This window comes from Pseudorhodobacter antarcticus (assembly GCF_900110135.1).
GTDB classification, from domain to species: domain Bacteria; phylum Pseudomonadota; class Alphaproteobacteria; order Rhodobacterales; family Rhodobacteraceae; genus Pseudorhodobacter; species Pseudorhodobacter antarcticus.
In genome coordinates, this window is the sequence record NZ_FOCO01000013.1 from 13,168 (window position 1) to 38,902 (window position 25,735).

A 25,735-nucleotide genomic window follows, 5' to 3' on the forward strand; every position below is an offset into this window, starting at 1 on the left:
AGCGATTGAAATGAGTGAAATCCTTAGTGAATTGGCTGCGCGGCTGGAACTGCGTCATCCTGATGCGATTGTTTCGACAGCGATCACGCATGGCGAACTGACTGTGACAGTGCAGGCGCGCGCATTGGTAGGCTTTGTCGACTACCTGAAAACGGATGGGAATTGCCAGTTTTCGAGCCTTGTTGACATCACGGCGATTGATTACCCCGAGCGGACATCAGCGCGGTTCGATGTTGTCTATCACTTCCTGTCGATGTACCAAAACACCCGCCTGCGCGTGAAATTGGCGCTACGCGAGGATGAAATGGTGCCGTCGATCACCTCTGTTCACCCATCCGCCAATTGGTTTGAGCGGGAGGTGTTTGACATGTTCGGCATCTTGTTTTCGGGGCATCCAGATTTGCGGCGCATCCTTACAGATTACGGGTTTCGCGGCCATCCTTTGCGCAAGGATTTTCCGACCACCGGCTATACCGAAGTGCGCTATGACGAGGTGCAAAAGCGCGTGATTTATGAACCGGTGACCTTGGTTCAAGAATACCGCCAGTTTGATTTCATGTCGCCATGGGAAGGTGCGCAATATGTGCTGCCCGGCGATGAGAAGAAAGAGGGAGCGAAGTGATGGACGGCGATATCCGCGTGAACACTTACGACGATGGCTCCACCGATTTTGAGACGGGCGAACAACGTATCCGCAACTTTAACATCAACTTCGGGCCGCAACACCCTGCGGCGCATGGTGTTTTGCGTCTTGTGCTGGAGCTGGACGGCGAGATTGTGGAGCGCTGTGATCCGCATATCGGCCTGTTGCACCGTGGCACCGAAAAGCTGATGGAAAGCCGCACCTACCTGCAAAATCTGCCCTATTTTGATCGCTTGGATTATGTGGCGCCGATGAACCAAGAGCATGCTTGGTGTTTGGCAATCGAGCGATTGACGGGTGTGGAAGTGCCACGCCGTGCGCAGTTGATCCGGGTTTTGTTCTGCGAAATTGGGCGTGTTTTAAGCCATTTGCTGAATGTGACCACTCAAGCGATGGACGTGGGCGCATTGACCCCGCCCTTGTGGGGGTTTGAAGAGCGCGAAAAACTGATGGTGTTTTATGAGCGGGCCAGCGGAGCGCGTTTGCATGCTGCGTATTTCCGGCCCGGCGGCGTGCATCAAGATCTGACATCCGCGCTGATTGAAGATATTGACGAATGGGCGCAGGATTTTCCGCGCGTTTTGAATGATATTGACGGGTTGTTAACCGAAAACCGCATTTTCAAGCAGCGCAACGCTGATATTGGTGTGGTAAGCGAACAAGACATTTTGGACTGGGGCTTTTCTGGCGTCATGGTGCGCGGCTCCGGGCTTGCATGGGATTTGCGCCGTGCGCAACCTTATGAATGTTATGATGAATTTGAATTTCAAATCCCGGTTGGCAAGAATGGTGATTGCTATGATCGCTACCTCTGCCGGATGGCGGAAATGCGGGAAAGCACATCAATCATCCGACAAGCGCTGGCCAAGCTGTGCAAAGAGCCCGGTGATATTTTGGCGCGCGGCAAGATCACCCCGCCAAAACGGGGTGAGATGAAAACCTCGATGGAAGCGTTAATTCACCATTTCAAACTGTATACTGAAGGGTTCCACGTACCCGCTGGTGAAATTTATGCGGCTGTTGAGGCACCAAAAGGTGAATTTGGCGTCTATTTGGTCGCTGATGGGACGAATAAACCTTACCGTGCCAAAATCCGGGCACCGGGTTTTTTACATCTGCAAGCGATGGATTACCTGTGCAAAGGTCATCAATTGGCCGATGTTGCCGCGATCATTGGCACCATGGACGTGGTGTTCGGGGAGATTGACCGGTGAAGAATACGCTTCTGACACTTTTATTTATGACAATACCAGTTGTCGCCTCGTCATTTGAGACGGGCACTTCTGCATTTCGGTGGTCATCAGATTTAGCGGCAGAGGAGTTTGCGCCGATCGCAATGTCGGGTGTCCCAAATTCGATCTATGGCATGGCGCGGGATGGTGCGATCTATCTTTGTGTTGTTGCTGACAGCTCTGAAAATCAAGCCAAACGCAAGCTTGTCTTGCTGGCAGAACTCGCGGGGGAGAACCCGGAGCCAATGCTTCCGAATATTCCCGTTACCTGTATTCTGACCTAATAGGACCGCCATGCTCCGCCGTTTGCACAAAGAACAGCCCGCCACTTTTGCCTTCACCCCTGCCAATCAGCAGTGGGCCGCTGGCCAGATTTCCAAATATCCCGAAGGGCGGCAGGCCAGCGCTATCATTCCGCTGCTTTGGCGCGCGCAGGAACAAGATGGCTGGCTGACCCGGCCCGCGATCGAACATATCGCGGATATGCTGGGCATGGCCTATATTCGGGCGCTGGAAGTTGCCACATTTTATTTCATGTTCCAGCTGCAACCTGTTGGCAAAATTGCTAATATCCAGATTTGCGGCACCACGTCTTGCATGATTTGTGGGGCCGAAGATTTGATTGCGGTTTGCAAAGAATTGATTGCGCCCAAAGCGCACACGCTGTCAGCCGATGGTAACTTTTCATGGGAAGAAGTTGAATGTCTTGGGGCCTGCACCAATGCGCCGATGGCCCAAATTGGCAAGGACTATTATGAGGATTTGACCCCTGACACGCTGCGCGATTTGATTGCACGGTTCGCCAAAGGCGAGGTCCCCGTGCCCGGCCCGCAAAATGGTCGCTATGCCTCGGAGCCATTGATCGGTTTGACCAGTCTGCAAGATCATGCCGCTGGCCGCAAACCCTACAACGCCAGCGCGCAAGCGGCTGTGGATTTGGGCGATACAGTAAAGCGCATCGACGGCACTGAAGTGCCGATTTTGACGCCTTGGCTTGGGAAATCAGGCAGCAAACCTGCCAAAGCACCTAACCCGACCCAGGGCGCACCCAAGATGCAATCCGCGATGAGCGCGCCGCAAATGATCGCTTCCGAAAAAGCGGCCAGCACGACTGCTGTCGACAAAGGGCGCCCGGCCACAGCAACCGCAGATGTTGGCAGCAAGCCAGCGGCGTTAGCATCTGCCCGTGATGGTAAAGCGGATGATTTAAAGCAGATCAAAGGTATCGGGCCAAAGCTGGAAGAGCTTTGCAACACCCTTGGGTTTTACCATTTTGATCAGATTGCCAATTGGTCCGATGCAGAAATCGCATGGATGGACGAGAATTTGGAAGGTTTTAAGGGGCGTGTCACCCGTGACACTTGGGTGGCACAAGCAAAACCTTTGGCTGCGGGGGGAGAAACTGATTTTTCCGCGCGGGTAGAAAAGGCAGTGTCTATTGACCTATAGATGCAAGGGAACGTCATGATGCAAAAGAAATCATACATCTTTACCTGTCCGGGTATTTGCTGGATTGTCGGTGCCGCCTTTGGTGTGCTGCTGGCGATTTTGCTTGGCTTGGGGATGCTTGCAGGTCTTTTTTGTGCCGTGGTTGTCAGTGTCGGTGCGGCGTTGTTTTTGCAGTGGGCGCTCTGTCATGTGCAGGGACAAACACCTGTTTCCGAGGCGATGCCAGCATCAAACCCAACGTCCGTTGGGCAACCTGCAGCGCAAAGTACTGGTTTCATTGCGGATACTGTGAAGGCTGATCTGTCGGCAGGATCGGAAGTAGTTTCGCCACCGCCTGTTTCCTTGGTATCTGCTGCTGTCACTGTGCCCGAAGTCCAAAACGTACAAAAACCCGCTGCATTCAAGACAAAGTCGGCTGCCGCTGAAAAGTCGGTTGTGAAAGCTGAAACGCCCAAAAAGTCAGCGGAAAAGATTAAGTCGCAGACGAGCGTCAAAAAAACAAAGCCTGCCGCAAAAGTTGCACCAGTGGGTGGGACTGTTGCAGTAGATGGCAAACCTGAGATGCTTTTAGTCGCGCGCGATGGAAAAGCAGATAATTTGAAAGAAATTAAAGGGGTTGGTCCGAAACTGGAAGCTTTGCTGAACCGGATGGGCGTGTTTCATTTTGATCAAATTGCCAGTTGGCGGGTTGCAGAGGTTGCTTGGGTCGATCAAAATATTGAAGGCTTCAAGGGCCGAGTGTCTCGCGATGCTTGGGTTGATCAAGCCAAAATCCTAGCTGCTGGTGAAGACACGGCGTTTTCCAAGCGCGTCGACAAGGGCGAGATCTACTGAAAATGTCCAAATCGCAACCCAGTAAGATTGACGTTCAGAACGCAAAAGACTCGTGCTTGGTGGCCATCGTGCTGGTCGGTACTATGGCGCTTTGGCTGGGCGCACAGTGGATGGGCGGTGAACTGGGTTGGGAGCCGCGCTTTGTATTTCTGTTTGATTTGGCCGCATTGGCCGCGTTCTTTTGGACGATGGTCGTAACTTATCGGATCTGGCGGCGGAATAAATCCGTCTCCGGGCGCAATTGAGGGCATGACATGCTGAAAGACCAAGATCGGATCTTTACCAATCTTTACGGGATGCATGACCGCACCCTTGCTGGCGCAAAAAAGCGTGGGCACTGGAACGGTACGGCAGGATTTATCGCCAACGGGCGTGGTTGGTTGGTGGACCAGATCAAGGCGTCCGGCCTGCGCGGTCGGGGCGGGGCTGGGTTTCCGACCGGTTTGAAATGGTCGTTTATGCCAAAGGAGTCTGATGGCCGCCCATCATATTTGGTGATCAACGCTGATGAGTCGGAGCCGGGCACCTGCAAAGACCGCGAAATCATGCGCCATGACCCGCACACCTTGATCGAAGGCGCGTTGATCGCGTCTTTTGCGATGGGGGCCAATGCTTGCTACATCTATATTCGCGGCGAATACATTCGTGAAAAAGAAGCGCTGCAGTCGGCAATCGACGAATGTTACGATGCTGGGTTGATCGGCAAGAACGCGTCGGGTTCTGGCTGGGATTTCGACTGTTATTTGCATCACGGGGCAGGTGCCTATATTTGTGGTGAAGAAACAGCGCTGCTGGAAAGCCTTGAGGGCAAAAAGGGCATGCCGCGGATGAAGCCGCCGTTTCCGGCGGGCGCTGGTTTGTATGGCTGCCCGACCACCGTAAACAATGTGGAATCAATCGCGGTTGTGCCGACGATTTTGCGCCGTGGTGCGGATTGGTTTGCAGGCATCGGCCGCCCCAACAACGCAGGCACCAAGCTGTTTGGCATTTCGGGCCATGTCATTAACCCTTGTGTGATTGAAGAGGCGATGTCGATTTCGCTGAAGGAATTGCTGGACCGTCATTGCGGTGGCGTTCGCGGCGGCTGGAAAAACATAAAGGCGGTGATCCCTGGTGGGTCGTCCGTGCCAATGTTGAACGCGGCGCAATGCGATGACGCGATTATGGATTTCGATTGGTTGCGTGAACAGAAGTCGGGCCTTGGCACGGCGGCGGTCATTGTGATGGACCAATCGACGGACGTGATAAAAGCGATCTGGCGTTTGTCGAAATTTTACAAACACGAGTCCTGTGGCCAGTGTACACCGTGCCGCGAAGGTACAGGCTGGATGATGCGCGTGATGGACCGGTTGGTGCGCGGTGAGGCAGAGGTTGAGGAAATCGACATGCTGCTGTCCGTGACCAAGCAGGTTGAAGGTCACACGATCTGCGCGCTGGGGGATGCCGCGGCGTGGCCGATCCAAGGTTTGGTGCGCCATTTCCGTGAGGAAATTGAGGACCGCATCAAAGCCAAGAAAACAGGGCGCATGGGCGCAATGGCGGCTGAGTGAACCGTTTCACCGCCTCCTTTGCTTTGGGCGCTTTGGCCTTGTCGGGATGTTTTGGCGTACAGGCCCCGCAGGCGCGCGGCTCGATTGTTTTGGAAGGCGTGCAATACGCTGTTGCCAAACGCCCATCGGGTGCGGTGGAAGTTGCGCGGATGGGCCGTCCCTTTGAAAATTGGGAAGGTCAAGTGGCGCGGCGCGCTGCGGATGCTTTTTGCGTTGGTCGTGCAAATACGTCCATGCGCGACAGGTTTGAAGGTGTGACTTGGCTGATCACCGGGGGATGTGCATGATGCATCTGGCAGAGCTGAACGTTGGCCGCTTGTTGGCCCCGACAGACGACCCGCGCGTGCAAGATTTTATGCGCGCCCTTGATACCGTCAACGGACTTGGCAAGCGGATGCAGGGTTTCGTTTGGATGATTGAAGGGTCTGGCACGCCGGGGCAGGGCAATACCGAAGCCAAGATTGATGGCGACCCGCAGTATGTGTCGAATTTGACGGTGTGGGAAGATGTTGCCAGCCTAGAGGCGTTTGTGTGGAAAGCAGTGCACAAGCAGTTTTACGATCGGCGCGCGGAATGGTTTGAAGTGCTGGGCAAGATGCATTTCGTGATGTGGTGGGTGCCGCAAGGGTACAGGCCAACATTGGATGAGGCGCTGGAAAAACTAGCGTATAAACAAGAACATGGGGATAGTGATGTGGCCTTTGGCTGGTCCTATCTGAAAGAAGCGCAGGCGTGGAAAACCCATGGTTGCGCAGCAGTGGCGGCGGAGTAAAAGCATGTCCAATCTGAAAAAGATCATCATTGACGGCATCGAGGTTGAGGTTGAAGGCGCGATGACGCTGATCCAGGCCGCTGAAGTGGCTGGGATTGAGATCCCGCGCTTTTGTTACCACGAACGTTTGACGATCGCGGGCAATTGCCGGATGTGTCTGGTCGAGGTTGTGGGCGGGCCGCCAAAACCTGCCGCATCTTGCGCGATGCAGGTCAAAGATTTGCGCCCCGGCCCCGAAGGCCAGCCGCCGGTTGTGAAAACCAATTCGCCCATGGTGAAAAAAGCGCGCGAAGGCGTGATGGAATTTTTGCTGATCAACCACCCTCTGGATTGCCCGATTTGCGATCAGGGCGGTGAGTGTGATTTGCAAGACCAAGCCATGGCCTATGGCGTCGATTTCAGCCGCTACCGTGAGCCGAAACGCGCCTCTGAGGATCTTGACCTTGGGCCGTTGGTTGCGACCACGATGACCCGCTGTATTTCTTGTACCCGTTGCGTGCGCTTCACCTCCGAGGTGGCTGGCATTTTGTCGATGGGGCAGACTGGGCGAGGTGAAGATGCTGAAATCACGACCTATTTGGGTGCGACGTTGGACAGCAACCTACAAGGCAATATCATTGATTTGTGCCCGGTTGGCGCGCTGACCTCCAAACCTTACGCCTTTACCGCCCGCCCTTGGGAGTTGACCAAGACCGAGACGATCGACGTGATGGATGCGCTTGGCGCCAATATTCGAGTGGACACCAAAGGCCGTGAAGTCATGCGCATTTTGCCGCGCAACCATGACGGCGTGAACGAAGAATGGATTTCGGACAAAACGCGTTTCGTGTGGGATGGACTGCGTCGCCAACGTCTTGATACGCCTTATATCCGCGAAAACGGCAAATTGCGCAAAGCTGGGTGGAATGAGGCGTTGCAGGTTGCAGCCGCCGCGATGAAGGACAAAAAGATTTCTGGGTTGGTTGGGGATTTGGTTCCTGCTGAGGCGGCGTTCAGCTTGAAGGTTATGATCGAAGGGTTGGGTGGCAAAGTTGAATGTCGCACTGACAAAGCCCAGTTGCCAGTTGGTAATCGGTCCGCCTATGTGGGTACTGCGATGATCGAAGATATTGATAATGCGAAATATATCTTGCTGGTTGGCACCAACCCGCGTGTTGAAAGCCCCGTTTTAAATGCGCGTATCCGGAAGGCGTGGAGCGTTGGCTGTGACGTTGATTTGGTCGGGCCTGCTGTCGATTTGACTTATGACTATTCCCACAAAGGTGTGGGCCGGGCGGCGTTGATGGGTTTGGCCAAGGTCAAATGCACGGATAAGGTTAAAGAAAACCCTTCTATTATCATCGTGGGAATCGGTGCCTTGAATGAGGCTGATGGCGAAGCGGTTTTGTCGCACGCGATGGCGATGGCCGAAGCGTCAGACAGCAAGTTGATGATTTTGCACACAGCTGCCGGGCGGGTTGGCGCGATGGATGTTGGTGCTGTCTCCGATCATGGGATGACCGCCGCCTTGGATGGCGCCGAAGTTGTTTACAACCTTGGTGCTGATGAGGTGGACATCGCGGCGGGCGCGTTTGTGATTTATCAAGGCAGTCATGGTGATCGTGGCGCGCATCGTGCCGATTTGATTTTGCCAGCGGCTGCTTATACCGAAGAATCGGGACTGTTTGTAAATCTGGAGGGGCGTCCGCAGCTTTCGGCCCGCGCAGGGTTTGCGCCGGGTGAAGCAAAGGAAAACTGGGCCATTTTGCGCGCCCTATCGGGTGAACTGGGTCAGGCAATGCCTTGGGACAGCCTTGCGGCTTTGCGCAAAGCTATCGTGGTTGTGGTGCCGCATTTGGGCAATATCGACGAAGTGCCGCAAAACGACTGGCAGCGCATTGCTTTGCGTGATCCTGCAAGCGCGGATTTCCGCTATATTATCAAGGATTTTTATCTGACCAATCCAATTGCGCGTGCGTCCAGTCTGATGGGTGAGCTATCAGCACAAGCAAAAGCGCGGGCTGAACAGCCGATGGCAGCAGAATAATCCATGGTTTTGCGCGTGCCCATCACCACGACCTTGTTGGCTTTGGCCAGCCTGTCGGCTTGCGCGCCGACAGACCAAGACGTGGCAGCGCGCGTTGCGTTAAATCCGACTTACAGCGGGATTCAAACCGTGCTTTTGGATGGGGATTTGGTGAATTTCCACGTCACCATGCGTGGCGCGCGCGATCAGGGCGACGTCGAAACCTATGCGCGCTGTGCTGCAGCGCAGTATGCATTGATCCGTGGCGCCGGATTCACGCGCCATGTTCGCACATCCGTTGCTAAGACGGGTGGTAATTGGCGCGGCGATGCGGTTTACACCATCTCAAAAGATTTGCCGCGTGGATCTGCAACCATTGATGCCGAAGTAACGGTTCGTGATTGCGGCGCGCAGGGGATACCAACGATATGACGAATTCGAACACGAACAAGGCCGGGGGATAACAGGCGTCATGGATCAATTTCTGCAAACCGGTTTGGGCATCACTTTGTTGATCGTGGCGCAATGCCTGTTGGTCATCGCTTTCGTGATGATTTCGTTGTTGTTTCTTGTTTATGGCGACCGCAAGATTTGGGCCGCTGTTCAGATGCGGCGTGGGCCAAACGTTGTTGGTGCTTTTGGTCTTTTGCAGTCGGTCGCTGATGCGCTGAAATATGTGGTCAAGGAAATTGTGGTGCCCGCGGGTGCGGACCGGCCGGTGTTCTTTCTGGCCCCGATGCTGTCTTTTGTCTTGGCGATCCTTGCCTGGGCAGTGATCCCTTTTAATGAGGGGTGGGTATTGTCTGACATCAACGTGGCGATCTTGTTCGTATTCGCTATTTCGTCTTTGGAAGTTTACGGCGTGATCATGGGGGGCTGGGCGTCAAACTCCAAATATCCGTTTCTTGGGTCGTTGCGGTCCGCCGCACAGATGATCTCATATGAAGTCAGCTTGGGCTTGATTATCATCGGGGTTATCATTTCCACAGGCTCGCTTAACTTTGGCGCGATCGTTGAGGCGCAGCGCGGTGACTATGGGTTGTTCAATTGGTATTGGATCCCGCATTTTCCAATGGTATTCTTGTTCTTTATCAGCGCCCTGGCGGAAACTAATCGCCCTCCCTTCGATCTGCCTGAGGCAGAATCCGAACTGGTCGCGGGGTTTATGGTCGAATATTCCTCCACCCCGTATTTGTTGTTCATGGCGGGGGAATACATCGCCATCTTCTTGATGTGTGCCTTGATGTCGCTGCTGTTTTTTGGCGGTTGGTTGTCGCCCATTCCCGGCCTGCCTGACGGTGTGCTGTGGATGGTGGGTAAGATGGCCGTGTTCTTTTTCATGTTTGCGATGGTAAAGGCGATCGTGCCACGCTACCGCTACGACCAATTGATGCGGATCGGCTGGAAAGTATTCTTGCCGCTGTCGCTGGGTTGGGTGGTTTTGGTTGCGTTTTTGGCAAAATTTGAAGTGTTCGGCGGCTTTTGGGCGCGCTGGGTCATTGGAGGCTGATCATGGGTGAGAACCGTCCTGTCGATTGGGGTCGTGCCACAAAATATTTCCTGTTGATGGATTTCATCAAAGGGTTTGGCTTAGGCTTCAAATACTTCTTTGCCCCCAAGGCGACACTAAATTATCCGCACGAAAAAGGCCCATTGTCGCCACGTTTTCGGGGGGAACATGCGTTGCGGCGTTACGCCAATGGCGAAGAGCGTTGTATCGCCTGTAAGCTGTGCGAGGCGGTTTGTCCGGCACAAGCCATTACGATTGATGCAGAGCCGCGCGATGACGGCAGCAGGCGCACCACTCGCTATGACATCGACATGACGAAATGCATCTATTGCGGGTTCTGCCAAGAGGCCTGCCCTGTGGATGCCATTGTCGAAGGGCCCAATTTTGAATTCGCAACAGAGACCCGTGAAGAGCTTTTTTATAACAAAGAAAAGTTGTTGGACAACGGCGATCGCTGGGAATCTGAAATTGCACGCAACTTGGAAACGGATGCGCCCTACAGATGAGCGATGATATTGCAAAAATGTTCAAGGCCATGATGGCGCAGGGCCAAGATATGGCGCGTGCTTTTGCGCCCGCAATGCAGGGTGCGGATGTCAAAGGGTTTGAGGCGTTGTTCCCCTCCATGCCGCCTGAGATGTTGGAGCTGTGGTTTGGGAAAACCTTCAACCCTGAGGGGCTGGATGCGCGCACGCGATTGCTGGTGACCATCGCAGCATTGACCGTTTTGGGTGCGCAAGCCGATGCGCAATTGCGATTGACCATTGAACAAGCCTTGGCCGCCGGGGCGACAAAACGCGAGATTACTGAAGTGACTTGGCAGATGAGCATGTTCGGGGGCTTGCCAGCCATGCAAAAGGCGTTGGAAATTGCCCAATCCGTTTTTGCCGAAGTTGAGGAGACTGAAAGATGACCGTCGCCGATTTGGCCTTTTACGCTTTTGCCCTGACGGCTGTGACCGCCGGGGTCTTGGTGACCGTCAGTCGAAACCCTGTTCATTCAGTTCTTTGGTTGATCCTTGCATTCCTGTCGGCGTCTGGGTTGTTCGTTCTTTTGGGTGCTGAATTTGTCGCGATGTTGCTGATCATCGTCTATGTCGGGGCTGTGGCGGTTCTGTTCTTGTTTGTGGTGATGATGCTGGATGTGGATTTCGCCCAACTGAAGGGCGAAATGGCAAAATATATGCCGATTGCTTTGTTGATCGGCGTTGTTTTGTTGATGCAATTATTCATCGGGCTTGGAACATGGGTCCAGGCGGATGCGGCGATGGCGTTGCGTAAATCCGTGACACCAGATATGGCGCAGGTGGAGAACACGCGTGCGATTGGGCTGCTGCTCTATGATGAGTATCTGATGGTATTTCAGCTTTCCGGGATGATTTTGTTGGTCGCCATGATCGGCGCGATTGTCCTGACGCTGCGCCATCGTAAGGACGTGAAGCGTCAAAATGTGATGCATCAGATGTGGCGCGATCCCGCCAAGGCGATGGAACTTAAAGATGTGAAGCCGGGGCAGGGGTTGTAAACTTTAACCGGACGTTGCGGGGTGTAAGCCTCTAAGAATATAAGAAAAAATCGGGCAACTGACCCGGAGGGACGTAATATGGTGGGACTAGAGCATTACCTCGCGGTGGCAGCAGCGCTATTCGTGATTGGGATTTTTGGCATCTTCTTGAACCGCAAGAACGTGATCGTCATCTTGATGTCGATCGAGTTGATGTTGCTTGCGGTTAACATCAACTTTGTTGCCTTCTCCTCCTTCCACGGTGATTTGGTCGGGCAAATCTTTACCATGTTCGTCCTGACGGTTGCGGCGGCAGAGGCTGCGATTGGTTTGGCCATCCTTGTTGTGTTCTTCCGCACTCGCGGCACCATCGACGTCGAAGACGTCAATGTGATGAAAGGCTAAATCAAATGGCAACGATTATTCTTTTCGCGCCCTTGATTGGCGCCCTGATCTGCGGCTTTGGCTGGCGCCTGTTTGGCGAATTCGCGGGGCAGGTTATTTCAACCAGCTTGGTGTTTTTGGCCGCTATTTTGTCGTGGGTCATCTTCTTGGGCCCAATTGATGAAACGCAACACATCGTCATCTTGCGTTGGATCGAGAGTGGTAGCCTCGCGACGGATTGGGGCATCCGGCTGGATCGTTTGACGGCGATAATGCTGGTAGTCATAACTACAGTTTCTGCGCTCGTTCACCTCTACAGCTTTGGTTACATGGCGCATGACGATAATTGGTCGCACCATGAACACTATAAAGCGCGGTTCTTTGCATATCTGTCGTTTTTCACTTTTTCGATGTTGATGCTGGTGACTGCAGATAACTTGGTGCAGATGTTCTTTGGTTGGGAAGGTGTGGGCGTTGCGTCTTACCTTCTGATTGGTTTTTACTATCGCAAGCCCACCGCAAATGCGGCAGCGATGAAGGCTTTTGTGGTTAACCGTGTTGGCGATTTTGGTTTTGCGCTGGGGATTTTCGCGCTTTTTTTCCTGTCTGGCAGCATCAAGTTGGACGACATCTTTGCTTTTGCACCGCAATTGGCTGAAACCAACCTGCATTTCTTGTGGGGCGAATGGAATGCGGCAAACTTGATCGGGGTGTTGTTGTTTATCGGGGCGATGGGCAAGTCGGCGCAGTTGTTTTTGCACACCTGGCTGCCGGACGCTATGGAGGGCCCGACCCCGGTTTCGGCGTTGATCCACGCAGCGACGATGGTGACGGCGGGCGTGTTTTTGGTTTGTCGCATGTCGCCAGTTTTTGAATATGCGCCGCAAGCGTTGGCCTTTATCACCGTATTGGGGGCAACGACTGCCTTTGTGGCCGCGACCATCGGTCTGGTTCAGAACGACATCAAACGCGTGATTGCGTATTCAACCATGTCGCAACTTGGTTATATGTTTGTGGCTGCGGGCGTTGGTGCTTATCCGGTGGCGATGTTCCACTTGTTCACCCACGCGTTTTTCAAGGCGATGCTTTTTTTGGGTGCGGGCTCTGTCATTCACGCGATGCACCATGAACAAGATATGCGGAATTATGGTGGGCTGCGCAAAAAGATCCCCGTGACATTCTGGGCCATGATGATTGGTACATTGGCGATTACAGGCGTTGGTATTCCATTGACCCATATCGGTTTTGCGGGCTTTTTGTCCAAGGATGCTGTGATTGAAAGCGCGTTTGTCGGGTCCAGCTTTGCATTTTGGACGTTGGTTGTGGCGGCTTTGATGACCAGTTTTTATAGCTGGCGCCTGATGTTCATGACCTTTTTCGGCACAGCGCGCGGCGATCACCACACCCACGAACATGCGCATGAACCCGGCAAAACGATGTTGATCCCGCTGGGTGTTTTGGCACTTGGCGCAGTGTTTTCTGGAATGGTTTGGTACAATTCCTTCTTTGGGGATGTTAATAAAGTACATAGTTGGTTTGGTATGGAAGCAGCGAAGCATCATTCCGCTGATGGCGCTGATACTCATGCAACAGATGAGGCAACTGCCACTGAGGCCCCTTACGCCGATGGTCATGCAGCCGTTGCACCGAAAGGCGCTATTTTCTTTGGTCCAGATAACAATATCCTGCACGAGGCGCATGATGTGCCAAAATGGGTAAAGGTGTCCCCCTTCATCGCGATGATCCTTGGCTTTGCTTTGGCATGGAAATTTTACATTCGCAGTCCCGATTGGCCGGGCAAACTTGCTGCACAGCAACGCCCTTTGTATTTGTTTTTATTGAACAAATGGTACTTTGATGAGCTGTATGACCTAATCTTTGTCCGCACGTCAAAGTGGTTGGGCAAGGTGCTTTGGAAAAAGGGCGATGGCGCAGTTATTGATGGTACGATCAATGGGATTGCCATGGGAATTATCCCAATGTTGACTCGCCTCGCAGGTCGCGCACAGTCCGGTTACGTCTTTCATTACGCATTCGCGATGGTTTTGGGCATTGTTGTCCTTGTCACTTGGATGTCGCTGTCGGGGGGCGCGCAATAATGGAAAATCTGCTGTCCATCATCACGTTCATTCCGGCTGTTGCAGCTGTTATTCTGGCTGTGTTCTTGCGGGGTGATGATACCGCCGCTCGCAACAACGCCAAGTGGGTGGCCCTTGTCGCGACCTCGACCACCTTTTTGGTTTCAGTTTTTGTGTTGGTTGGGTTCGATCCATCAAACACCGGTTTTCAGTTTGTTGAGGAACATGAATGGATCCTTGGCCTGAAGTATAAAATGGGTGTGGACGGCATTTCGGTTTTGTTCGTGATGCTGACGACATTCTTGATGCCTATCACGATTGCGTCGTGCTGGAGCATGGAGACCCGCGTTAAGGAATATATGATTGCGTTCCTTATGCTGGAAACGTTGATGCTTGGCGTGTTCTGTGCATTGGATCTGGTGCTGTTCTATCTGTTCTTTGAGGCGGGTTTGATCCCGATGTTCTTGATCATCGGGATTTGGGGCGGCAAGGAGCGGATCTATGCGGCGTTCAAATTCTTCCTTTATACCTTCCTTGGATCGGTGTTGATGCTGGTCGCAATGATTGCGATGTATGTTGATGCTGGAACGACGGATATTCCGACGCTTTTGGTTCATAACTTCGCGTCAGAAACGATGTCGATTGCAGGTTTCCATGTTGTAGGCGGTTTGCAAACACTGCTTTTCCTCGCGTTTTTTGCCAGCTTTGCGGTTAAAATGCCGATGTGGCCGGTTCACACTTGGTTGCCAGATGCGCACGTCCAAGCGCCAACTGCGGGGTCTGTGGTTCTTGCTGCGATCTTGCTGAAAATGGGCGGTTATGGCTTTTTGCGGTTCAGCCTGCCGATGTTTCCGATTGGCGCTGACTTGCTAAGCCCGCTGGTGTTGTGGATGTCGGCAATTGCGATTGTTTACACGTCTTTGGTTGCGTTGGCACAATCGGATATTAAAAAACTGATTGCCTATTCGTCAGTGGCGCACATGGGCTATGTGACGATGGGGATTTTTGCAGCCAATCAGCAAGGTGTTGACGGTGCGATTTTTCAGATGATCAGCCACGGCTTCATCTCTGGTGCGCTCTTCTTGTGTGTTGGCGTGATTTACGACCGGATGCACACCCGTGAGATTGACGCTTACGGTGGTTTGGTCAATCGGATGCCGCATTATGCGTTGATTTTCATGTTCTTCACGATGGCGAACGTGGGCCTTCCTGGCACCTCTGGTTTCGTGGGCGAATTCCTTGTTTTGGTTGGTATTTTCCAAGTGAACACTTGGGTCGCCGCTGTGGCAACCTCGGGTGTGATTCTGTCTGCGGCTTACGGATTGTGGTTGTACCGCCGAGTAGTTTTTGGTGATTTGATCAAAGAGAGCCTTAAGTCTATCACCGATATGACAACGCGCGAGCGGGCAATTTTTGCCCCCCTTATCGTGATGACCTTGCTTTTGGGCATTTATCCTAGCCTTGTGACCGATATCATCGGCCCCTCGGTAACCGCTTTAGTGACCGACTACCAAGCCGCCATCCCCGTCGCAGGTGATGTGCAATTGGCCAAGCATTGAGGGACGACAGATGACCCCGACTGATTTTTCGACCGTCTTGCCTGAAGTCACATTGGCGCTTTGCGCAATGGCTGCTTTGCTGGGTGCGGTTTACACTGGCAAAGATGCGATGGCATCAACCATCAATTGGGCCATGGCGAGTTTGTTTGTGGTGCTGGCCTTTTGGATTGGTGTGGGGACCAGTGGCGAACGGGTCGCTTTCGGCGGCATGTTTAATGATGATCCCTTTGCGCGGTTCGCAAAAGTAACGATTTTGCTGTCGGCGGCCGCGGTTTTGGTTATCAGCCACGACTTTATGCTCAAGCGCGGACTGCTCCGATTTGAATATCCCATCCTTGTTGCACTGGCCGTGCTGGGCATGATGTTCATGGTGTCTGCGGGTGATTTGATTGCACTTTACATGGGCTTGGAACTTCAATCGCTTGCGCTCTATGTTGTTGCCAGTTTGCGGCGCGACAGCGTTAAATCGTCAGAGGCGGGCTTGAAGTATTTCGTGCTTGGGTCCTTGTCGTCAGGTATTCTGCTGTATGGCGCGTCTTTGACATATGGCTATTCTGGCACGACCAATTTTGCGGGGATCATGTCAACCTTGGGCCAGGATGAGGTTCCGTTGGGGTTGCTGTTTGGCTTGATGTTCTTGATCACGGGGCTCGCATTCAAAGTTTCGGCAGTGCCGTTTCACATGTGGACCCCTGATGTCTACGAAGGTTCTCCCACGCCCGTGACGGCGTTCTTTGCCACGGCGCCAAAAGTTGCCGCGATGGCGTTGTTGGCGCGTTTGATGTATGACGCGTTCGGAACGATCCCCGATCAATGGGGACAGGTTATTGCGTTATTGGCCGTGTTGTCGATGTTTCTGGGGGCGATTGCGGCGATCGGGCAGCGCGATATCAAGCGTCTTATGGCGTATTCGTCGATCGCTCACATGGGTTTTGCGCTAATTGGGTTGGCCTCTGGTACTGTGTTTGGTGTACAGGCGATGCTGATTTATATGGCGATTTATGTCAGCATGAACATCGGCACCTTTGCATTCATCCTATCGATGGAGCGCGACGGTGTTGCCGTAACCAGCATAGACAGTCTGAACATGCTGTCGAAAAAAGCACCCGTACAAGCTTTTGCCATGTTGGTTTTGCTGTTTAGTCTTGCGGGCGTGCCGCCAATGCTTGGCTTTTTTGGCAAATTTTATGTTTTGCAGTCTGCAGTCGCCGCAGATATGGCTTGGCTCGCCCTTGCGGGTGCTGTTGCCTCTGTGATTGGTGCCTTTTACTATCTTCGCATCGTTTTTTACATGTATTTTGGCAAAGACGGTGGCGGCATTGATGCGCGCATGGGCGCCGTTCAGTGGACTGCGTTGATGGGGTCTGCCGCAATCATGGTCTTTGGAATTGTGAACCTGTTCGGGATTGAAGGCATTGCCTTGGTTGCGGCGCAAACGCTTGTCCGCTGACCTGCCACCGTGCTGGCCGCAAGGCGTGGCACGGGTTTTGCTGGATACTGTGAACAGCACAAACGCTTATGCGGCTTTGCTTTCCCCAAATGTGCCGACTTGGATCCTTGCGGCGGAACAATCTGGCGGTCGGGGGCGGCGTGGTCGACCATGGCTCAGTCCGCGTGGAAATTTCTATGCAACTTTGGCCCTTCAGCCGATTGAGACGCCGGACCTTGTCGCGTTACGGTCTTTCGCTGCGGCCTTGGCCCTGCGTGATGCGTGCATAGCTGTAACAGGGTTGACGGTGGGTTTTGCGTTGAAATGGCCGAATGATGTGCTTTTGAACGGTGGTAAGCTTGCCGGGATTTTGCTGGAAAGCACTGGGGCAGGGCAGCGGATCACCCAATTGTCCATTGGTATTGGTGTGAACCTTATAGCCGCCCCAAACGCCGATGAAGTGGAACAAGGGGCGGTTGTTCCTGTGTCGCTTTTATCCGAAACTGGTATCAGGGTTACCCCAGAAGCGTTTTTGACAGCACTCGCCAATGCGTATGAAAAGTGGGAAGCCGTTTATGCGGCGAAAGGTTTTGCCCCTTTGCGCTCTGAGTGGTTGTTGCACGCTGCAAAACTGGGTGAAACGATCACTGCCCGTATTGGTGACACGTCTGATGTTGGTGTTTTTCAAACAATTGATGAAACAGGCGCGTTGATCCTGCAAACCTTGCAGGGCCGTCGTGCCATTCCTGCAGCTGAAATTTTCTTTTGACCGGAAAGGCTATTCCTATGCTTTTGGCCATAGATTGCGGCAACACGAACACCGTGTTCTCTATTTGGAACGGAAAGACTTTTATCGCGACGTGGCGGTGTTCAACCGATCACAAACGTACCGCTGATGAATATTTTGTATGGCTCAGTACATTGATGTCATTGAATAAAGTAGAGGCGGTGATCACCAGCGCGATCATTTCCTCTACCGTGCCGCGCGTCGTCTTTAACCTGCGTGTTTTGACAGACCGTTATTTCAATTGTCGGCCATTGGTCGTTGGCAAACCGGAATGTGCGCTGCCCGTGCCACCTCGGGTGGATCAAGGGACGACCGTTGGATCAGATCGTTTGGTAAATACTGTGGCGGGCTTTGATCGGCACGGCGGTGATCTGATCGTGGTTGATTTTGGCACAGCAACCACCTTTGACGTGGTGGATCAAGATGGTGCCTATATCGGTGGCGTGATTGCCCCTGGCGTGAACCTTAGCCTGCAAGCGTTGTCTATGGCCGCCGCTGCCCTTCCGCATGTTGATGTTAGTCATCCAACAACCGCAATTGGAAAGAATACGGTGGCCTGTATGCAGTCAGGGGTGTATTGGGGCTACATTGGCCTTGTCGAGGGTATTTGTCGCCAAATCCGTTTGGAGCATCCGCGCCCGATGAAAGTTATTGCCACCGGGGGGCTTGCCCCGTTGTTCCAACAGGGAACCGAAATTTTTGACGCAATCGAGGACGATCTGACCATGCGTGGTCTTGTCCTTATCAACGAACTGAACAAGGAACGGGAAACCGCATGAAAGCGAACCGGCTAATCTATCTCCCCCTCGGTGGCGCGGGGGAGATTGGGATGAACGCATATGTCTATGGCTACGGGCCAGAAGATAAAGAACGGCTTATCTTGGTCGATCTGGGCGTGACTTTCCCCGATATGGACACCACCCCCGGCGTTGACCTAATCATGCCCGATATTTCGTGGCTTGAAGCCCGCAAAGACCGGCTTGAGGCGATTTTCATCACCCATGCCCACGAAGACCACATTGGGGCCGTTGCCCATTACTGGTCGCGCTTCAAATGCCCAGTTTACGCGCGGCGTTTTACCGCGACCATTGGGCGACTGAAGTTTGATGAACATGGCCACCCAAAAGACGCTATCACCGTGGTCGAGGCTCGGCCGGATGTGGTCAAGGCGGGGCCGTTTGACGTGCAGTTCGTGCCGGTCAGCCATTCGGTTCCCGAAAGCTCTGCATTGATCATCGACACTGAGGCGGGGCGGATTGTTCATTCTGGCGACTTCAAACTGGATGCGTCGCCGCTGGTTGGTGAAGCGTGGGACCCAGATATGTTCCAAGCGATTGCGCGTGAACGGCCTGTCAAAGCGCTGATGTGCGACAGTACTAACGTGTTTTCGCTACATGCGGGACGTTCGGAATCCACCCTGCGTGAACCGTTGCGCGATTTGATAAAATCCCAGCGCGGTATGGTTGTGGCGACCACTTTTGCGTCCAACGTGGCGCGCTTGAAATCGCTGGCCGAGGCAGCGGTGGCTGCAGATCGCACCGTGTGCCTTTTGGGGCGTGCGATGCGCCGTATGGTAACGGCCGCAGAACAATCCGGCGTGCTGAAGGACTTCCCAAAAACTGTTTCCCCTGAGGAAGCGCAGGATATTCCACGCGGCAACTTGATGCTTATTGTGACTGGGTCACAGGGGGAGCGCCGCGCTGCCTCGGCGCAGCTTTCCCGCGGCAAGTATCTGGGGCTGGAGATGAAAGAGGGTGATACATTTCTGTTCTCCTCCAAAACCATTCCGGGGAATGAGCGCGGTGTCATTTCGATCATGAATGCGTTTTCTGAAATGGGCGTCAATATTGTCGATGACAGCGGCGGGTTGTACCATGTGTCGGGTCATGCAAATCGCCCTGATCTGGAAACCGTCCATCGCGTACTGAACCCAGAAATCGTTATTCCAATGCACGGTGAACACCGTCATCTGCGCGAACACGCACGAATTGCAATGGCAGCCGGGCGCGTGTCGGATGTCGTCACTAACGGGATGATGATTGACCTTACGGGTGATCAGCCTGAAGTTGCCGAATACATCGAAACTGGACGCACCTATTTGGATGGATCCGTTATGATCGGGTCGCGTGATGGCGTTGTGCGTGACCGGATTCGCATGGTCCTGAACGGGCAGGTCATGGTCACCTTGCTGCTGGATGAGGCAGACGAACCTTTGGGCGATGCGTGGGTTGAGGTCAAAGGCCTGCCCGAGAAGGGCCGTACCGGAGCCGTTCTGGCCGAGACGCTGGAAGCAGATTTGACCGAGTTTGTGGATCGTGCGGGTAAAAAAGTTCTGAAAGATGATGCCAAACTGGATGAGGCGGTTCGCCGCGTTGTGCGTCAGATTTGCATGGAAGAAATCGGCAAGAAACCTGAAGTGACTGTTGTGGTTAGCCGTCTAACCGACGGTTGATTTTCGTCAGAATATTAAAAAGCGCGCAAGGGAAACCTTGCGCGCTTTTCTTTGTCTAGATGTTAGACGGCGTTCTTAGCTTTCGTTTGCTGTGCCGCCGTCGCTTTCCGAATGGGGCGCCGCAAAATCATCATCCGCATCGTCGCTGGTGTTATCTTCCAGTTTGAAACTGCGCAAAATGAAATCGGGTACATGGTCACCAAGCCCAACCACGCGGTCATTGCCACTTTGCCCCCGGCGGTCGTCCCGTCGATCATCACGCCGGTCGTTGCGTGGTTCATCGCGGCGCGTTTCCGTCCGATCATTGCGGCGGTCATCGCTGCGTGGTTCCCGGCTACGTTCCCCACGATTGCGGTCCTCACGCGGGGCAGGGATAGCCCCTGGCACAACGTCTGCAACCGTTTCGGCAACTGCAACAACAGTTTCCAACACTGGATCTGCTTCAACCTTGTCGGCCCGTGGCGTGCGGCTGCGGTTGCGGCCACCACGCGTCCGTGCCGGCTTTTCGGTTTCTTCCTCAACTGCTTTTGCGGGGCGTTCGGCCTTTACAGCTTCAATGCCCTCAGGCAATTCGCCGCGTGGTATGGTTTTCCCTACCAAAGCTTCAATCGCTGAAAGATACTTTGCGTCTGAAGGTACCGACAGGGTAAATGCCTTGCCTTCACGCCCGGCGCGGCCCGTACGACCGATGCGGTGAACGTAATCTTCGGGGTGGCTGGGAACATCAAAGTTAAAAACATGGCTGACCGCAGGAATATCAAGACCGCGCGCAGCCACATCGGAAGCAACAAGCAAATGCACGGAACCATCACGAAAACCGTCCAACGTGCGGGTACGCACTGACTGATCAAGGTCACCGTGGATCGGGGATGCGTTGAACCCGTGCTGTTTCAAAGACTTGGCGACCACATCGACATCCATCTTGCGATTGCAAAAAATGATCGCGTTGGTGCAAGTCGCCCCTTCGGCGCGGATAATCGCCCGCAACACTGCCCGTTTTTCGGCAAAGCTGCGATCCTTGCGGCTTGGCGTTATCTCGATCAGCTTTTGTGTAATCGTCTCAGAAGTGGAGTTTTGGCGTGCCACCTCAATTTTTACCGCAGCCGACAAGAATGTATTGGTGATGCGCTCAATCTCGGGCGCCATCGTGGCGGAGTAGAAAAACGTTTGTCGGGTGAATGGCGTCAAACTGAAGATTTTTTCGATATCGGGAATGAACCCCATATCCAGCATCCGGTCAGCTTCATCAACCACCATGATCTGCACGCCTTGCAGCAGCAATTTGCCACGCTCGAAATGGTCCAGCAGGCGGCCCGGTGTTGCAATCAAAACATCAACGCCGCGATCAATCAGCTTGTCCTGTTCGCCAAAGGCCACGCCGCCAATCAACAAAGCCTTTGTCAGCTTTGTGTGCTTTGCATAGGTTTCAAAATTCTCGGCTACTTGGGCGGCCAGTTCGCGTGTGGGGGCAAGCACCAAACTGCGGGGCATCCGCGCGCGCGCGCGGCCTTTGCCCAAAAGGGTGATCATCGGCAGCACAAAACTGGCAGTCTTGCCCGTGCCTGTCTGGGCGATGCCCAATACATCTTTGCCTTCCAGCGCATGCGGAATCGCTTGGGCCTGAATAGGTGTAGGGGTTTCGTAGCCAGCTTCGGCAACGGCTTGCAGGACGCGGGGGTCCAGCGCGAGGTCAGAAAATTTAATCATGTGCGTCCTGTGAATGCGGTATCGGACCGCAATAATGGGATGGGACGCTAGATTTCCGGGCGCCCCGGCGTCAATGCCCTTGGGGCTATTCGGGCGTAGCCTTTCTTTGGCCTCACGTCAAGTTGTAGCGTGGTCTGATGGCGTTGGTTGTTTTGGCGCGGCTTTCTTGGATACAGAACCGGCCGTGGCTGTCATTGAGGCAGGCTTGCGTGCTTTGCCTGTTTTTGATGTAGTTTTGGTGTCATCAAGTGTTTCTGACGCAGTGTCACGCGGGGTTTTTGTGTAATCGACGGCATTGGGATTTGCTTTGCAAAACGCCCGAAACGCGCGAATCTGCGGTTCTTGCAGCATCGTGTAATAACGGGCCAGATGTGTGAAGATCGCCGTCTCGCGCAGCTTCATCAATTTGCCGCCTGATGCGTCATCCAGCACCGCCATGCGCACTTTGATCCGGGCTTGAAAGGGTTGCATGCTGTCATCAATGGCAAAGTTTTTATTGCGCATCCGCCAATATCGATGGCCGATCGTGCGATTGGCCTGATGCGCCGATCCGCGCGCCGATTTCAACATAAAGCTGCACAGATCACGCACAATGTAGTGGTTGACTTGGGCAAATTCACAGCCGCCAGGATCTGTTGAGTTAAAGTTTTTCAATAAGTATTGCTCAGGCGCAAGACCGCTGCCATTGGTGTATCGAATTTTATCCTCTGCAATCAATGCTTTGTTGGGTTTATGGATGCCGGGGCGGTTAAACAAGGTGGGCCGGAACATGCATTTGAACGCCCCAAAATTATCCACCTCCCCAAGCTGATAATTGGCCATTTTGAAGCGATCTGTCACCAACTCCTCGGTCATCACCTCATAGCCGGAATTGCCAAAAATGCGCCAATTCAGATGCAAGCAATCACTTTCGGGCAGCACTTTCATGAGATCAGACAGCATGCCATCCCCGGTTTTGATCAACAGAAATTCATCCATATCCAAGGCCATAGCCCAGTCTGCTTGCTGATAAGCGGGAAGGGCCGCGGCGCGTGTATAAGCGCGGACCTGATGCATACCAACGTCGGCGCGGTTGTAAAAATACTGAATCGCGCCAAGGTCACGCAAGGCGGCCAAGGTTTCATGCGTCAAATCATCGCTGTCATTTTGATACACCACGATGTCGGTGAAGCCGATTTCTTGATGATATGCGACCCATTCGAGAAAATACGGGGCCTCATTTTTGGCTGTTGTCACCAAAAAAGCTTTTGGGGCGGGTATCATCACTCTTTCCTTTCGTCTTTTGTGCGTGCGGCGATCCGCGCTTGCTTTTTTGTGCGCATGGCGTTGATCCGGCGAAAGATGCCGCCTTGGTCGCTGTTCAGACGGTCTAGCAAAGCGCAGGCCAAGGCACCCATAACCCTCTCATCTGTTGCGCGTTGCCACAAAGGCGCCAACAGGTTGATATCAAGCCCGCCGGATGCCAGTGAAAAAGGGCTCATGCCCAAAGGCAGTTCCGCCTCAACCCGCCGCAGGCCAAACGCATCGTCGGGTGTTTTGCCAGAATGGAGGCGCTCAAACTCATATAACTTCATCATCGAAAACAGCATACCCAACTCGCGCCCAAGCGATTTTTCGCTTTCGGTTTTACCATATTCGCCAAAAGTGATTGCGGCAGAGATCAGCCAGCGGGTGTTCAGCGTGCCCAAAAGATAGTCGCAGTGATCCACCCAGATCTTGTAAAACAAATCTGGCGTATGTGCTGGAAAACTGCGTTTACGCAAATGCGATACCGTCATGCCATGCAATAAAACAAGTTCTGACTGTCCAGCCAACTCGCGCCGCAATTCATGTTCTTTGGCGCGATGCCGGCTGGCATTGTCGGGCAATGGGTTCGGGGGATCAGCCAAGTTTTTGGTGGTCAGGGCCGCAAGATCTGTGTCCAATCCAGCGAGGTTTTCACCTTTTGAAAATCCCAATGGCGCACGCCTCTTTTCCCAATGCGTGATCAGGCTGTCGGGGGCGTTGGAATAAGTTGGCCCGGTCAAAGTCATGCCCTTTTATTGCTGTTTGGCAGTCCCCTGACGCACCAAAATAGCGTTATCTGACAACACCATGCGCGCAGGTTCTGCCGCAATCGCTATGTTATCCTCTGACACAAGATGTGGTTCAAGTTCCCAACTGTCTATGAAAAGGAAACAATTGGCTGGAATATTGAGGGGGCCGTGACCCTAAGATCACGGCTTTAAACCATCATTTCCTTGGTCGCGGTCAGTTTTAATTCTGGATAATCCCGGATGATCCGATCAATATCCCACTGAAGGCGGGTCAAAAACACCGTGTCGCCATCGCTGTCTTGTGCGATGTGGCCTTTGTTGACGGACATGAATTTCTCCATTTCCGCCTTTGGCCCCCGCACCCACCGGGCAGACGTGAACTGAGACGGCTCAAACCGAACAGGTAGGGAATATTCCTGCTCGATCCGGCTGGCCAAAACGTCAAACTGCAATGCCCCCACCACGCCAACGATATAGCCAGAGCCAATTGCAGGTTTGAACACTTTGGCAGCGCCCTCCTCGGCAAATTGCAATAGCGCCTTTTCCAAATGCTTGGCCTTCATAGGATCGCCTGCGCGCACCCCTTGCAACAGCTCGGGTGCGAATGATGGTATTCCAGTGAATCGCAGCGCCTCGCCTTGGGTCAAGGCGTCACCGATGCGCAACTGGCCGTGGTTTGGGATGCCAATGATATCCCCGGCCCAAGCTTCCTCCGCCAATTCGCGGTCAGCGGCCAAAAACAGCACGGGGTTGCTTATGGCCATAATTTTTTTGCTGCGCACATGGTGCAGCTTCATGCCCCGTTCAAAATGACCAGATGCAAGGCGCACAAAGGCCACACGGTCGCGGTGCTTTGGGTCCATATTGGCCTGCACCTTGAACACAACACCCGTGACCGCTGTTTCTTCGGGTGCGACCTTGCGTTCGGCGGTCGGCTGGGGTTGGGGTTCTGGCCCAAACTTGCCGATCCCATCCATCAATTCTTTAACACCGAAGGAGTTGATTGCAGATCCGAACCAAATCGGAGTCATGGACCCATTCAGCAACGCCTCGCGGTTCAAGGGCGGTAGCAATTCACGCGCCATCTCCAACTCCTCACGCAGCTTTGCGAGCATTGCGGCGGGAATATGTTGGGCTAGTTTGGGATCACCAAGGCCCTTAATCTCGATGGTTTCTACGACGCGGTTACGGTCCGCGCGGTCCATCAATTCAAGGCGGTCATTCAGAATATCATAGCACCCCAAGAAATCGCGGCCTGACCCAATTGGCCAACTTGCGGGGCTCACATCAATCGCCAGATTCTCTTGAATCTCATCAATAATTTCAAAGGTATCGCGGGCTTCGCGGTCCATCTTATTGCAAAATGTCAAGATTGGCAGGTCGCGCAGGCGACACACCTCAAACAGTTTGCGTGTCTGGCTTTCTACGCCTTTGGCCCCGTCGATGACCATAACGGCTGCGTCTACGGCTGTCAGGGTGCGATAGGTATCTTCGGAGAAATCAGAGTGACCGGGCGTGTCCACCAAGTTGAACCGAAATTCCTTGAAATCAAATGACATAGCAGAGGCGGAAACCGAAATTCCGCGTTCCTGTTCCATCTTAATAAAATCTGACCGGGTGCGCCGTGCTTCACCTTTGGCGCGCACTTGCCCAGCCATTTGAATAGCCCCGCCAAACAGCAAGAACTTTTCGGTCAACGTGGTTTTGCCAGCGTCCGGGTGTGCGATGATCGCAAAGGTCCGACGTCGGGCGATTTCGGGCGGAAGGGGGGGGCGGTTGTCCAGCATTACTGCCACATATCCGCT

26 protein-coding genes are annotated in these 25,735 nt (G+C 53.5%); 22 read left to right on the forward strand and 4 right to left on the reverse strand.

Going from position 1 to position 25,735, the window contains the following annotated elements; genetic code table 11:
- Window positions 1–10 precede the first annotated feature (10 nt).
- The 22 genes from BMY36_RS08425 to BMY36_RS08525 all read left to right on the forward strand — a co-directional run bounded on the left by BMY36_RS08425 (window position 11) and on the right by BMY36_RS08525 (window position 20,187).
- The gene (locus BMY36_RS08425; protein WP_050518148.1) at window positions 11–622 is read left to right on the forward strand and encodes an NADH-quinone oxidoreductase subunit C; all 612 of its coding nucleotides are present in this window, start codon (window positions 11–13) and stop codon (window positions 620–622) included.
- Window positions 622–1,857, forward strand: coding sequence for an NADH-quinone oxidoreductase subunit D (locus tag BMY36_RS08430; RefSeq protein ID WP_139193982.1), 1,236 nt, complete (start codon window positions 622–624; stop codon window positions 1,855–1,857). The genes BMY36_RS08425 and BMY36_RS08430 overlap by 1 nt, the downstream gene beginning before the upstream one ends.
- A complete protein-coding gene (locus tag BMY36_RS19450) occupies window positions 1,854–2,159 on the forward strand; it encodes a hypothetical protein (protein WP_139193983.1) in 306 nt (101 codons plus the stop codon). Before BMY36_RS08430 ends, BMY36_RS19450 begins: the two co-directional genes overlap by 4 nt.
- A gap of 10 nt (window positions 2,160–2,169) precedes the next feature.
- Window positions 2,170–3,324 carry an NADH-quinone oxidoreductase subunit E gene (locus BMY36_RS08435; RefSeq protein WP_050518150.1) on the forward strand — a complete coding sequence of 385 codons (1,155 nt, stop codon included), beginning with the start codon at window positions 2,170–2,172 and terminating at the stop codon, window positions 3,322–3,324.
- A 15-nt stretch (window positions 3,325–3,339) separates the two neighbouring features.
- Entirely contained in the window at window positions 3,340–4,158 is an 819-nt protein-coding gene (locus BMY36_RS08440) for a helix-hairpin-helix domain-containing protein (protein ID WP_139193984.1), read from the forward strand.
- A gap of 2 nt (window positions 4,159–4,160) precedes the next feature.
- Window positions 4,161–4,403, forward strand: coding sequence for a DUF5337 domain-containing protein (locus tag BMY36_RS08445; RefSeq protein WP_050518152.1), 243 nt, complete (start codon window positions 4,161–4,163; stop codon window positions 4,401–4,403).
- Window positions 4,404–4,412: 9 nt separating this feature from the next.
- On the forward strand, window positions 4,413–5,708 hold the full coding sequence (gene nuoF, locus BMY36_RS08450; RefSeq protein WP_050518153.1) for an NADH-quinone oxidoreductase subunit NuoF: 1,296 nt from the start codon (window positions 4,413–4,415) through the stop codon (window positions 5,706–5,708).
- The gene (locus BMY36_RS08455; protein WP_050518154.1) at window positions 5,705–5,995 is read left to right on the forward strand and encodes a hypothetical protein; all 291 of its coding nucleotides are present in this window, start codon (window positions 5,705–5,707) and stop codon (window positions 5,993–5,995) included. The genes nuoF and BMY36_RS08455 overlap by 4 nt, the downstream gene beginning before the upstream one ends.
- A complete protein-coding gene (locus BMY36_RS08460; protein ID WP_050518155.1) occupies window positions 5,986–6,480 on the forward strand; it encodes a DUF3291 domain-containing protein in 495 nt (164 codons plus the stop codon). The genes BMY36_RS08455 and BMY36_RS08460 overlap by 10 nt, the downstream gene beginning before the upstream one ends.
- A gap of 4 nt (window positions 6,481–6,484) precedes the next feature.
- Window positions 6,485–8,506 (forward strand): NADH-quinone oxidoreductase subunit NuoG, encoded by a 2,022-nt coding sequence (gene nuoG / locus BMY36_RS08465; RefSeq protein ID WP_050518156.1) that lies wholly within the window; start codon window positions 6,485–6,487, stop codon window positions 8,504–8,506.
- A 3-nt stretch (window positions 8,507–8,509) separates the two neighbouring features.
- Window positions 8,510–8,917: a YNQ4 family lipoprotein gene (locus BMY36_RS08470; RefSeq protein WP_050518157.1), complete on the forward strand. Its 408-nt coding sequence runs from the start codon at window positions 8,510–8,512 to the stop codon at window positions 8,915–8,917.
- Between the two features lie 40 nt (window positions 8,918–8,957).
- Complete coding sequence (gene nuoH, locus BMY36_RS08475; RefSeq protein WP_050518158.1) at window positions 8,958–9,995, forward strand: NADH-quinone oxidoreductase subunit NuoH; 1,038 nt, start codon at window positions 8,958–8,960, stop codon at window positions 9,993–9,995.
- A gap of 2 nt (window positions 9,996–9,997) precedes the next feature.
- Window positions 9,998–10,501, forward strand: a complete 504-nt coding sequence (gene nuoI, locus BMY36_RS08480; protein WP_050518169.1) for an NADH-quinone oxidoreductase subunit NuoI — start codon at window positions 9,998–10,000, stop codon at window positions 10,499–10,501.
- Window positions 10,498–10,908, forward strand: a complete 411-nt coding sequence (locus tag BMY36_RS08485) for a carboxymuconolactone decarboxylase family protein (protein WP_050518159.1) — start codon at window positions 10,498–10,500, stop codon at window positions 10,906–10,908. The genes nuoI and BMY36_RS08485 overlap by 4 nt, the downstream gene beginning before the upstream one ends.
- Entirely contained in the window at window positions 10,905–11,519 is a 615-nt protein-coding gene (locus tag BMY36_RS08490; protein WP_050518160.1) for an NADH-quinone oxidoreductase subunit J, read from the forward strand. The genes BMY36_RS08485 and BMY36_RS08490 overlap by 4 nt, the downstream gene beginning before the upstream one ends.
- 78 nt (window positions 11,520–11,597) lie before the next feature.
- Window positions 11,598–11,903 carry an NADH-quinone oxidoreductase subunit NuoK gene (gene nuoK, locus BMY36_RS08495; protein WP_050518161.1) on the forward strand — a complete coding sequence of 102 codons (306 nt, stop codon included), beginning with the start codon at window positions 11,598–11,600 and terminating at the stop codon, window positions 11,901–11,903.
- 5 nt (window positions 11,904–11,908) lie between these two features.
- Window positions 11,909–13,981, forward strand: coding sequence for an NADH-quinone oxidoreductase subunit L (gene nuoL / locus BMY36_RS08500; protein ID WP_074818625.1), 2,073 nt, complete (start codon window positions 11,909–11,911; stop codon window positions 13,979–13,981).
- Complete coding sequence (locus tag BMY36_RS08505; RefSeq protein ID WP_050518162.1) at window positions 13,981–15,519, forward strand: NADH-quinone oxidoreductase subunit M; 1,539 nt, start codon at window positions 13,981–13,983, stop codon at window positions 15,517–15,519. Before nuoL ends, BMY36_RS08505 begins: the two co-directional genes overlap by 1 nt.
- Before the next feature lie 10 nt (window positions 15,520–15,529).
- Window positions 15,530–16,969 (forward strand): NADH-quinone oxidoreductase subunit NuoN, encoded by a 1,440-nt coding sequence (nuoN, locus tag BMY36_RS08510; RefSeq protein WP_050518163.1) that lies wholly within the window; start codon window positions 15,530–15,532, stop codon window positions 16,967–16,969.
- Window positions 16,959–17,717 (forward strand): biotin--[acetyl-CoA-carboxylase] ligase, encoded by a 759-nt coding sequence (locus BMY36_RS08515; RefSeq protein ID WP_050518170.1) that lies wholly within the window; start codon window positions 16,959–16,961, stop codon window positions 17,715–17,717. The genes nuoN and BMY36_RS08515 overlap by 11 nt, the downstream gene beginning before the upstream one ends.
- Before the next feature lie 17 nt (window positions 17,718–17,734).
- A complete protein-coding gene (locus BMY36_RS08520) occupies window positions 17,735–18,514 on the forward strand; it encodes a type III pantothenate kinase (protein ID WP_050518164.1) in 780 nt (259 codons plus the stop codon).
- Window positions 18,511–20,187: a ribonuclease J gene (locus BMY36_RS08525; RefSeq protein WP_050518165.1), complete on the forward strand. Its 1,677-nt coding sequence runs from the start codon at window positions 18,511–18,513 to the stop codon at window positions 20,185–20,187. Before BMY36_RS08520 ends, BMY36_RS08525 begins: the two co-directional genes overlap by 4 nt.
- Window positions 20,188–20,262: 75 nt before the next feature.
- Here the strand turns inward: BMY36_RS08525 and BMY36_RS08530 are convergent, their stop codons facing one another.
- From BMY36_RS08530 to BMY36_RS08545, 4 genes are all read right to left on the reverse strand, one after another.
- Window positions 20,263–21,894 (reverse strand): DEAD/DEAH box helicase, encoded by a 1,632-nt coding sequence (locus tag BMY36_RS08530; protein ID WP_050518166.1) that lies wholly within the window; start codon window positions 21,892–21,894, stop codon window positions 20,263–20,265.
- A 117-nt stretch (window positions 21,895–22,011) separates the two neighbouring features.
- The gene (locus tag BMY36_RS08535) at window positions 22,012–23,157 is read right to left on the reverse strand and encodes a glycosyltransferase family 2 protein (RefSeq protein ID WP_074818628.1); all 1,146 of its coding nucleotides are present in this window, start codon (window positions 23,155–23,157) and stop codon (window positions 22,012–22,014) included.
- Window positions 23,157–23,921: a hypothetical protein gene (locus BMY36_RS08540; protein WP_139193985.1), complete on the reverse strand. Its 765-nt coding sequence runs from the start codon at window positions 23,919–23,921 to the stop codon at window positions 23,157–23,159. The genes BMY36_RS08535 and BMY36_RS08540 overlap by 1 nt, the downstream gene beginning before the upstream one ends.
- A 197-nt stretch (window positions 23,922–24,118) precedes the next feature.
- Window positions 24,119–25,717: a peptide chain release factor 3 gene (locus BMY36_RS08545; RefSeq protein WP_050518173.1), complete on the reverse strand. Its 1,599-nt coding sequence runs from the start codon at window positions 25,715–25,717 to the stop codon at window positions 24,119–24,121.
- Window positions 25,718–25,735 lie beyond the last annotated feature (18 nt).

Coding starts and splice junctions, on each gene's coding strand:
- BMY36_RS08535 (WP_074818628.1), bottom strand. CDS start 23,157: ATGATACCCGCCCCAAAAGCTTTTTTGGTGACAACAGCCAAAAATGAG.
- nuoF (WP_050518153.1), top strand. CDS start 4,413: ATGCTGAAAGACCAAGATCGGATCTTTACCAATCTTTACGGGATGCAT.
- nuoL (WP_074818625.1), top strand. CDS start 11,909: ATGGCAACGATTATTCTTTTCGCGCCCTTGATTGGCGCCCTGATCTGC.
- BMY36_RS08445 (WP_050518152.1), top strand. CDS start 4,161: ATGTCCAAATCGCAACCCAGTAAGATTGACGTTCAGAACGCAAAAGAC.
- BMY36_RS08530 (WP_050518166.1), bottom strand. CDS start 21,894: ATGATTAAATTTTCTGACCTCGCGCTGGACCCCCGCGTCCTGCAAGCC.
- nuoK (WP_050518161.1), top strand. CDS start 11,598: ATGGTGGGACTAGAGCATTACCTCGCGGTGGCAGCAGCGCTATTCGTG.
- BMY36_RS08440 (WP_139193984.1), top strand. CDS start 3,340: ATGATGCAAAAGAAATCATACATCTTTACCTGTCCGGGTATTTGCTGG.
- nuoG (WP_050518156.1), top strand. CDS start 6,485: ATGTCCAATCTGAAAAAGATCATCATTGACGGCATCGAGGTTGAGGTT.
- nuoI (WP_050518169.1), top strand. CDS start 9,998: ATGGGTGAGAACCGTCCTGTCGATTGGGGTCGTGCCACAAAATATTTC.
- BMY36_RS08505 (WP_050518162.1), top strand. CDS start 13,981: ATGGAAAATCTGCTGTCCATCATCACGTTCATTCCGGCTGTTGCAGCT.
- BMY36_RS08470 (WP_050518157.1), top strand. CDS start 8,510: ATGGTTTTGCGCGTGCCCATCACCACGACCTTGTTGGCTTTGGCCAGC.
- BMY36_RS08435 (WP_050518150.1), top strand. CDS start 2,170: ATGCTCCGCCGTTTGCACAAAGAACAGCCCGCCACTTTTGCCTTCACC.
- BMY36_RS08520 (WP_050518164.1), top strand. CDS start 17,735: ATGCTTTTGGCCATAGATTGCGGCAACACGAACACCGTGTTCTCTATT.
- BMY36_RS08490 (WP_050518160.1), top strand. CDS start 10,905: ATGACCGTCGCCGATTTGGCCTTTTACGCTTTTGCCCTGACGGCTGTG.
- BMY36_RS08545 (WP_050518173.1), bottom strand. CDS start 25,717: ATGCTGGACAACCGCCCCCCCCTTCCGCCCGAAATCGCCCGACGTCGG.
- BMY36_RS08430 (WP_139193982.1), top strand. CDS start 622: ATGGACGGCGATATCCGCGTGAACACTTACGACGATGGCTCCACCGAT.
- BMY36_RS08485 (WP_050518159.1), top strand. CDS start 10,498: ATGAGCGATGATATTGCAAAAATGTTCAAGGCCATGATGGCGCAGGGC.
- BMY36_RS08425 (WP_050518148.1), top strand. CDS start 11: ATGAGTGAAATCCTTAGTGAATTGGCTGCGCGGCTGGAACTGCGTCAT.
- BMY36_RS08525 (WP_050518165.1), top strand. CDS start 18,511: ATGAAAGCGAACCGGCTAATCTATCTCCCCCTCGGTGGCGCGGGGGAG.
- nuoH (WP_050518158.1), top strand. CDS start 8,958: ATGGATCAATTTCTGCAAACCGGTTTGGGCATCACTTTGTTGATCGTG.
- nuoN (WP_050518163.1), top strand. CDS start 15,530: ATGACCCCGACTGATTTTTCGACCGTCTTGCCTGAAGTCACATTGGCG.
- BMY36_RS08460 (WP_050518155.1), top strand. CDS start 5,986: ATGTGCATGATGCATCTGGCAGAGCTGAACGTTGGCCGCTTGTTGGCC.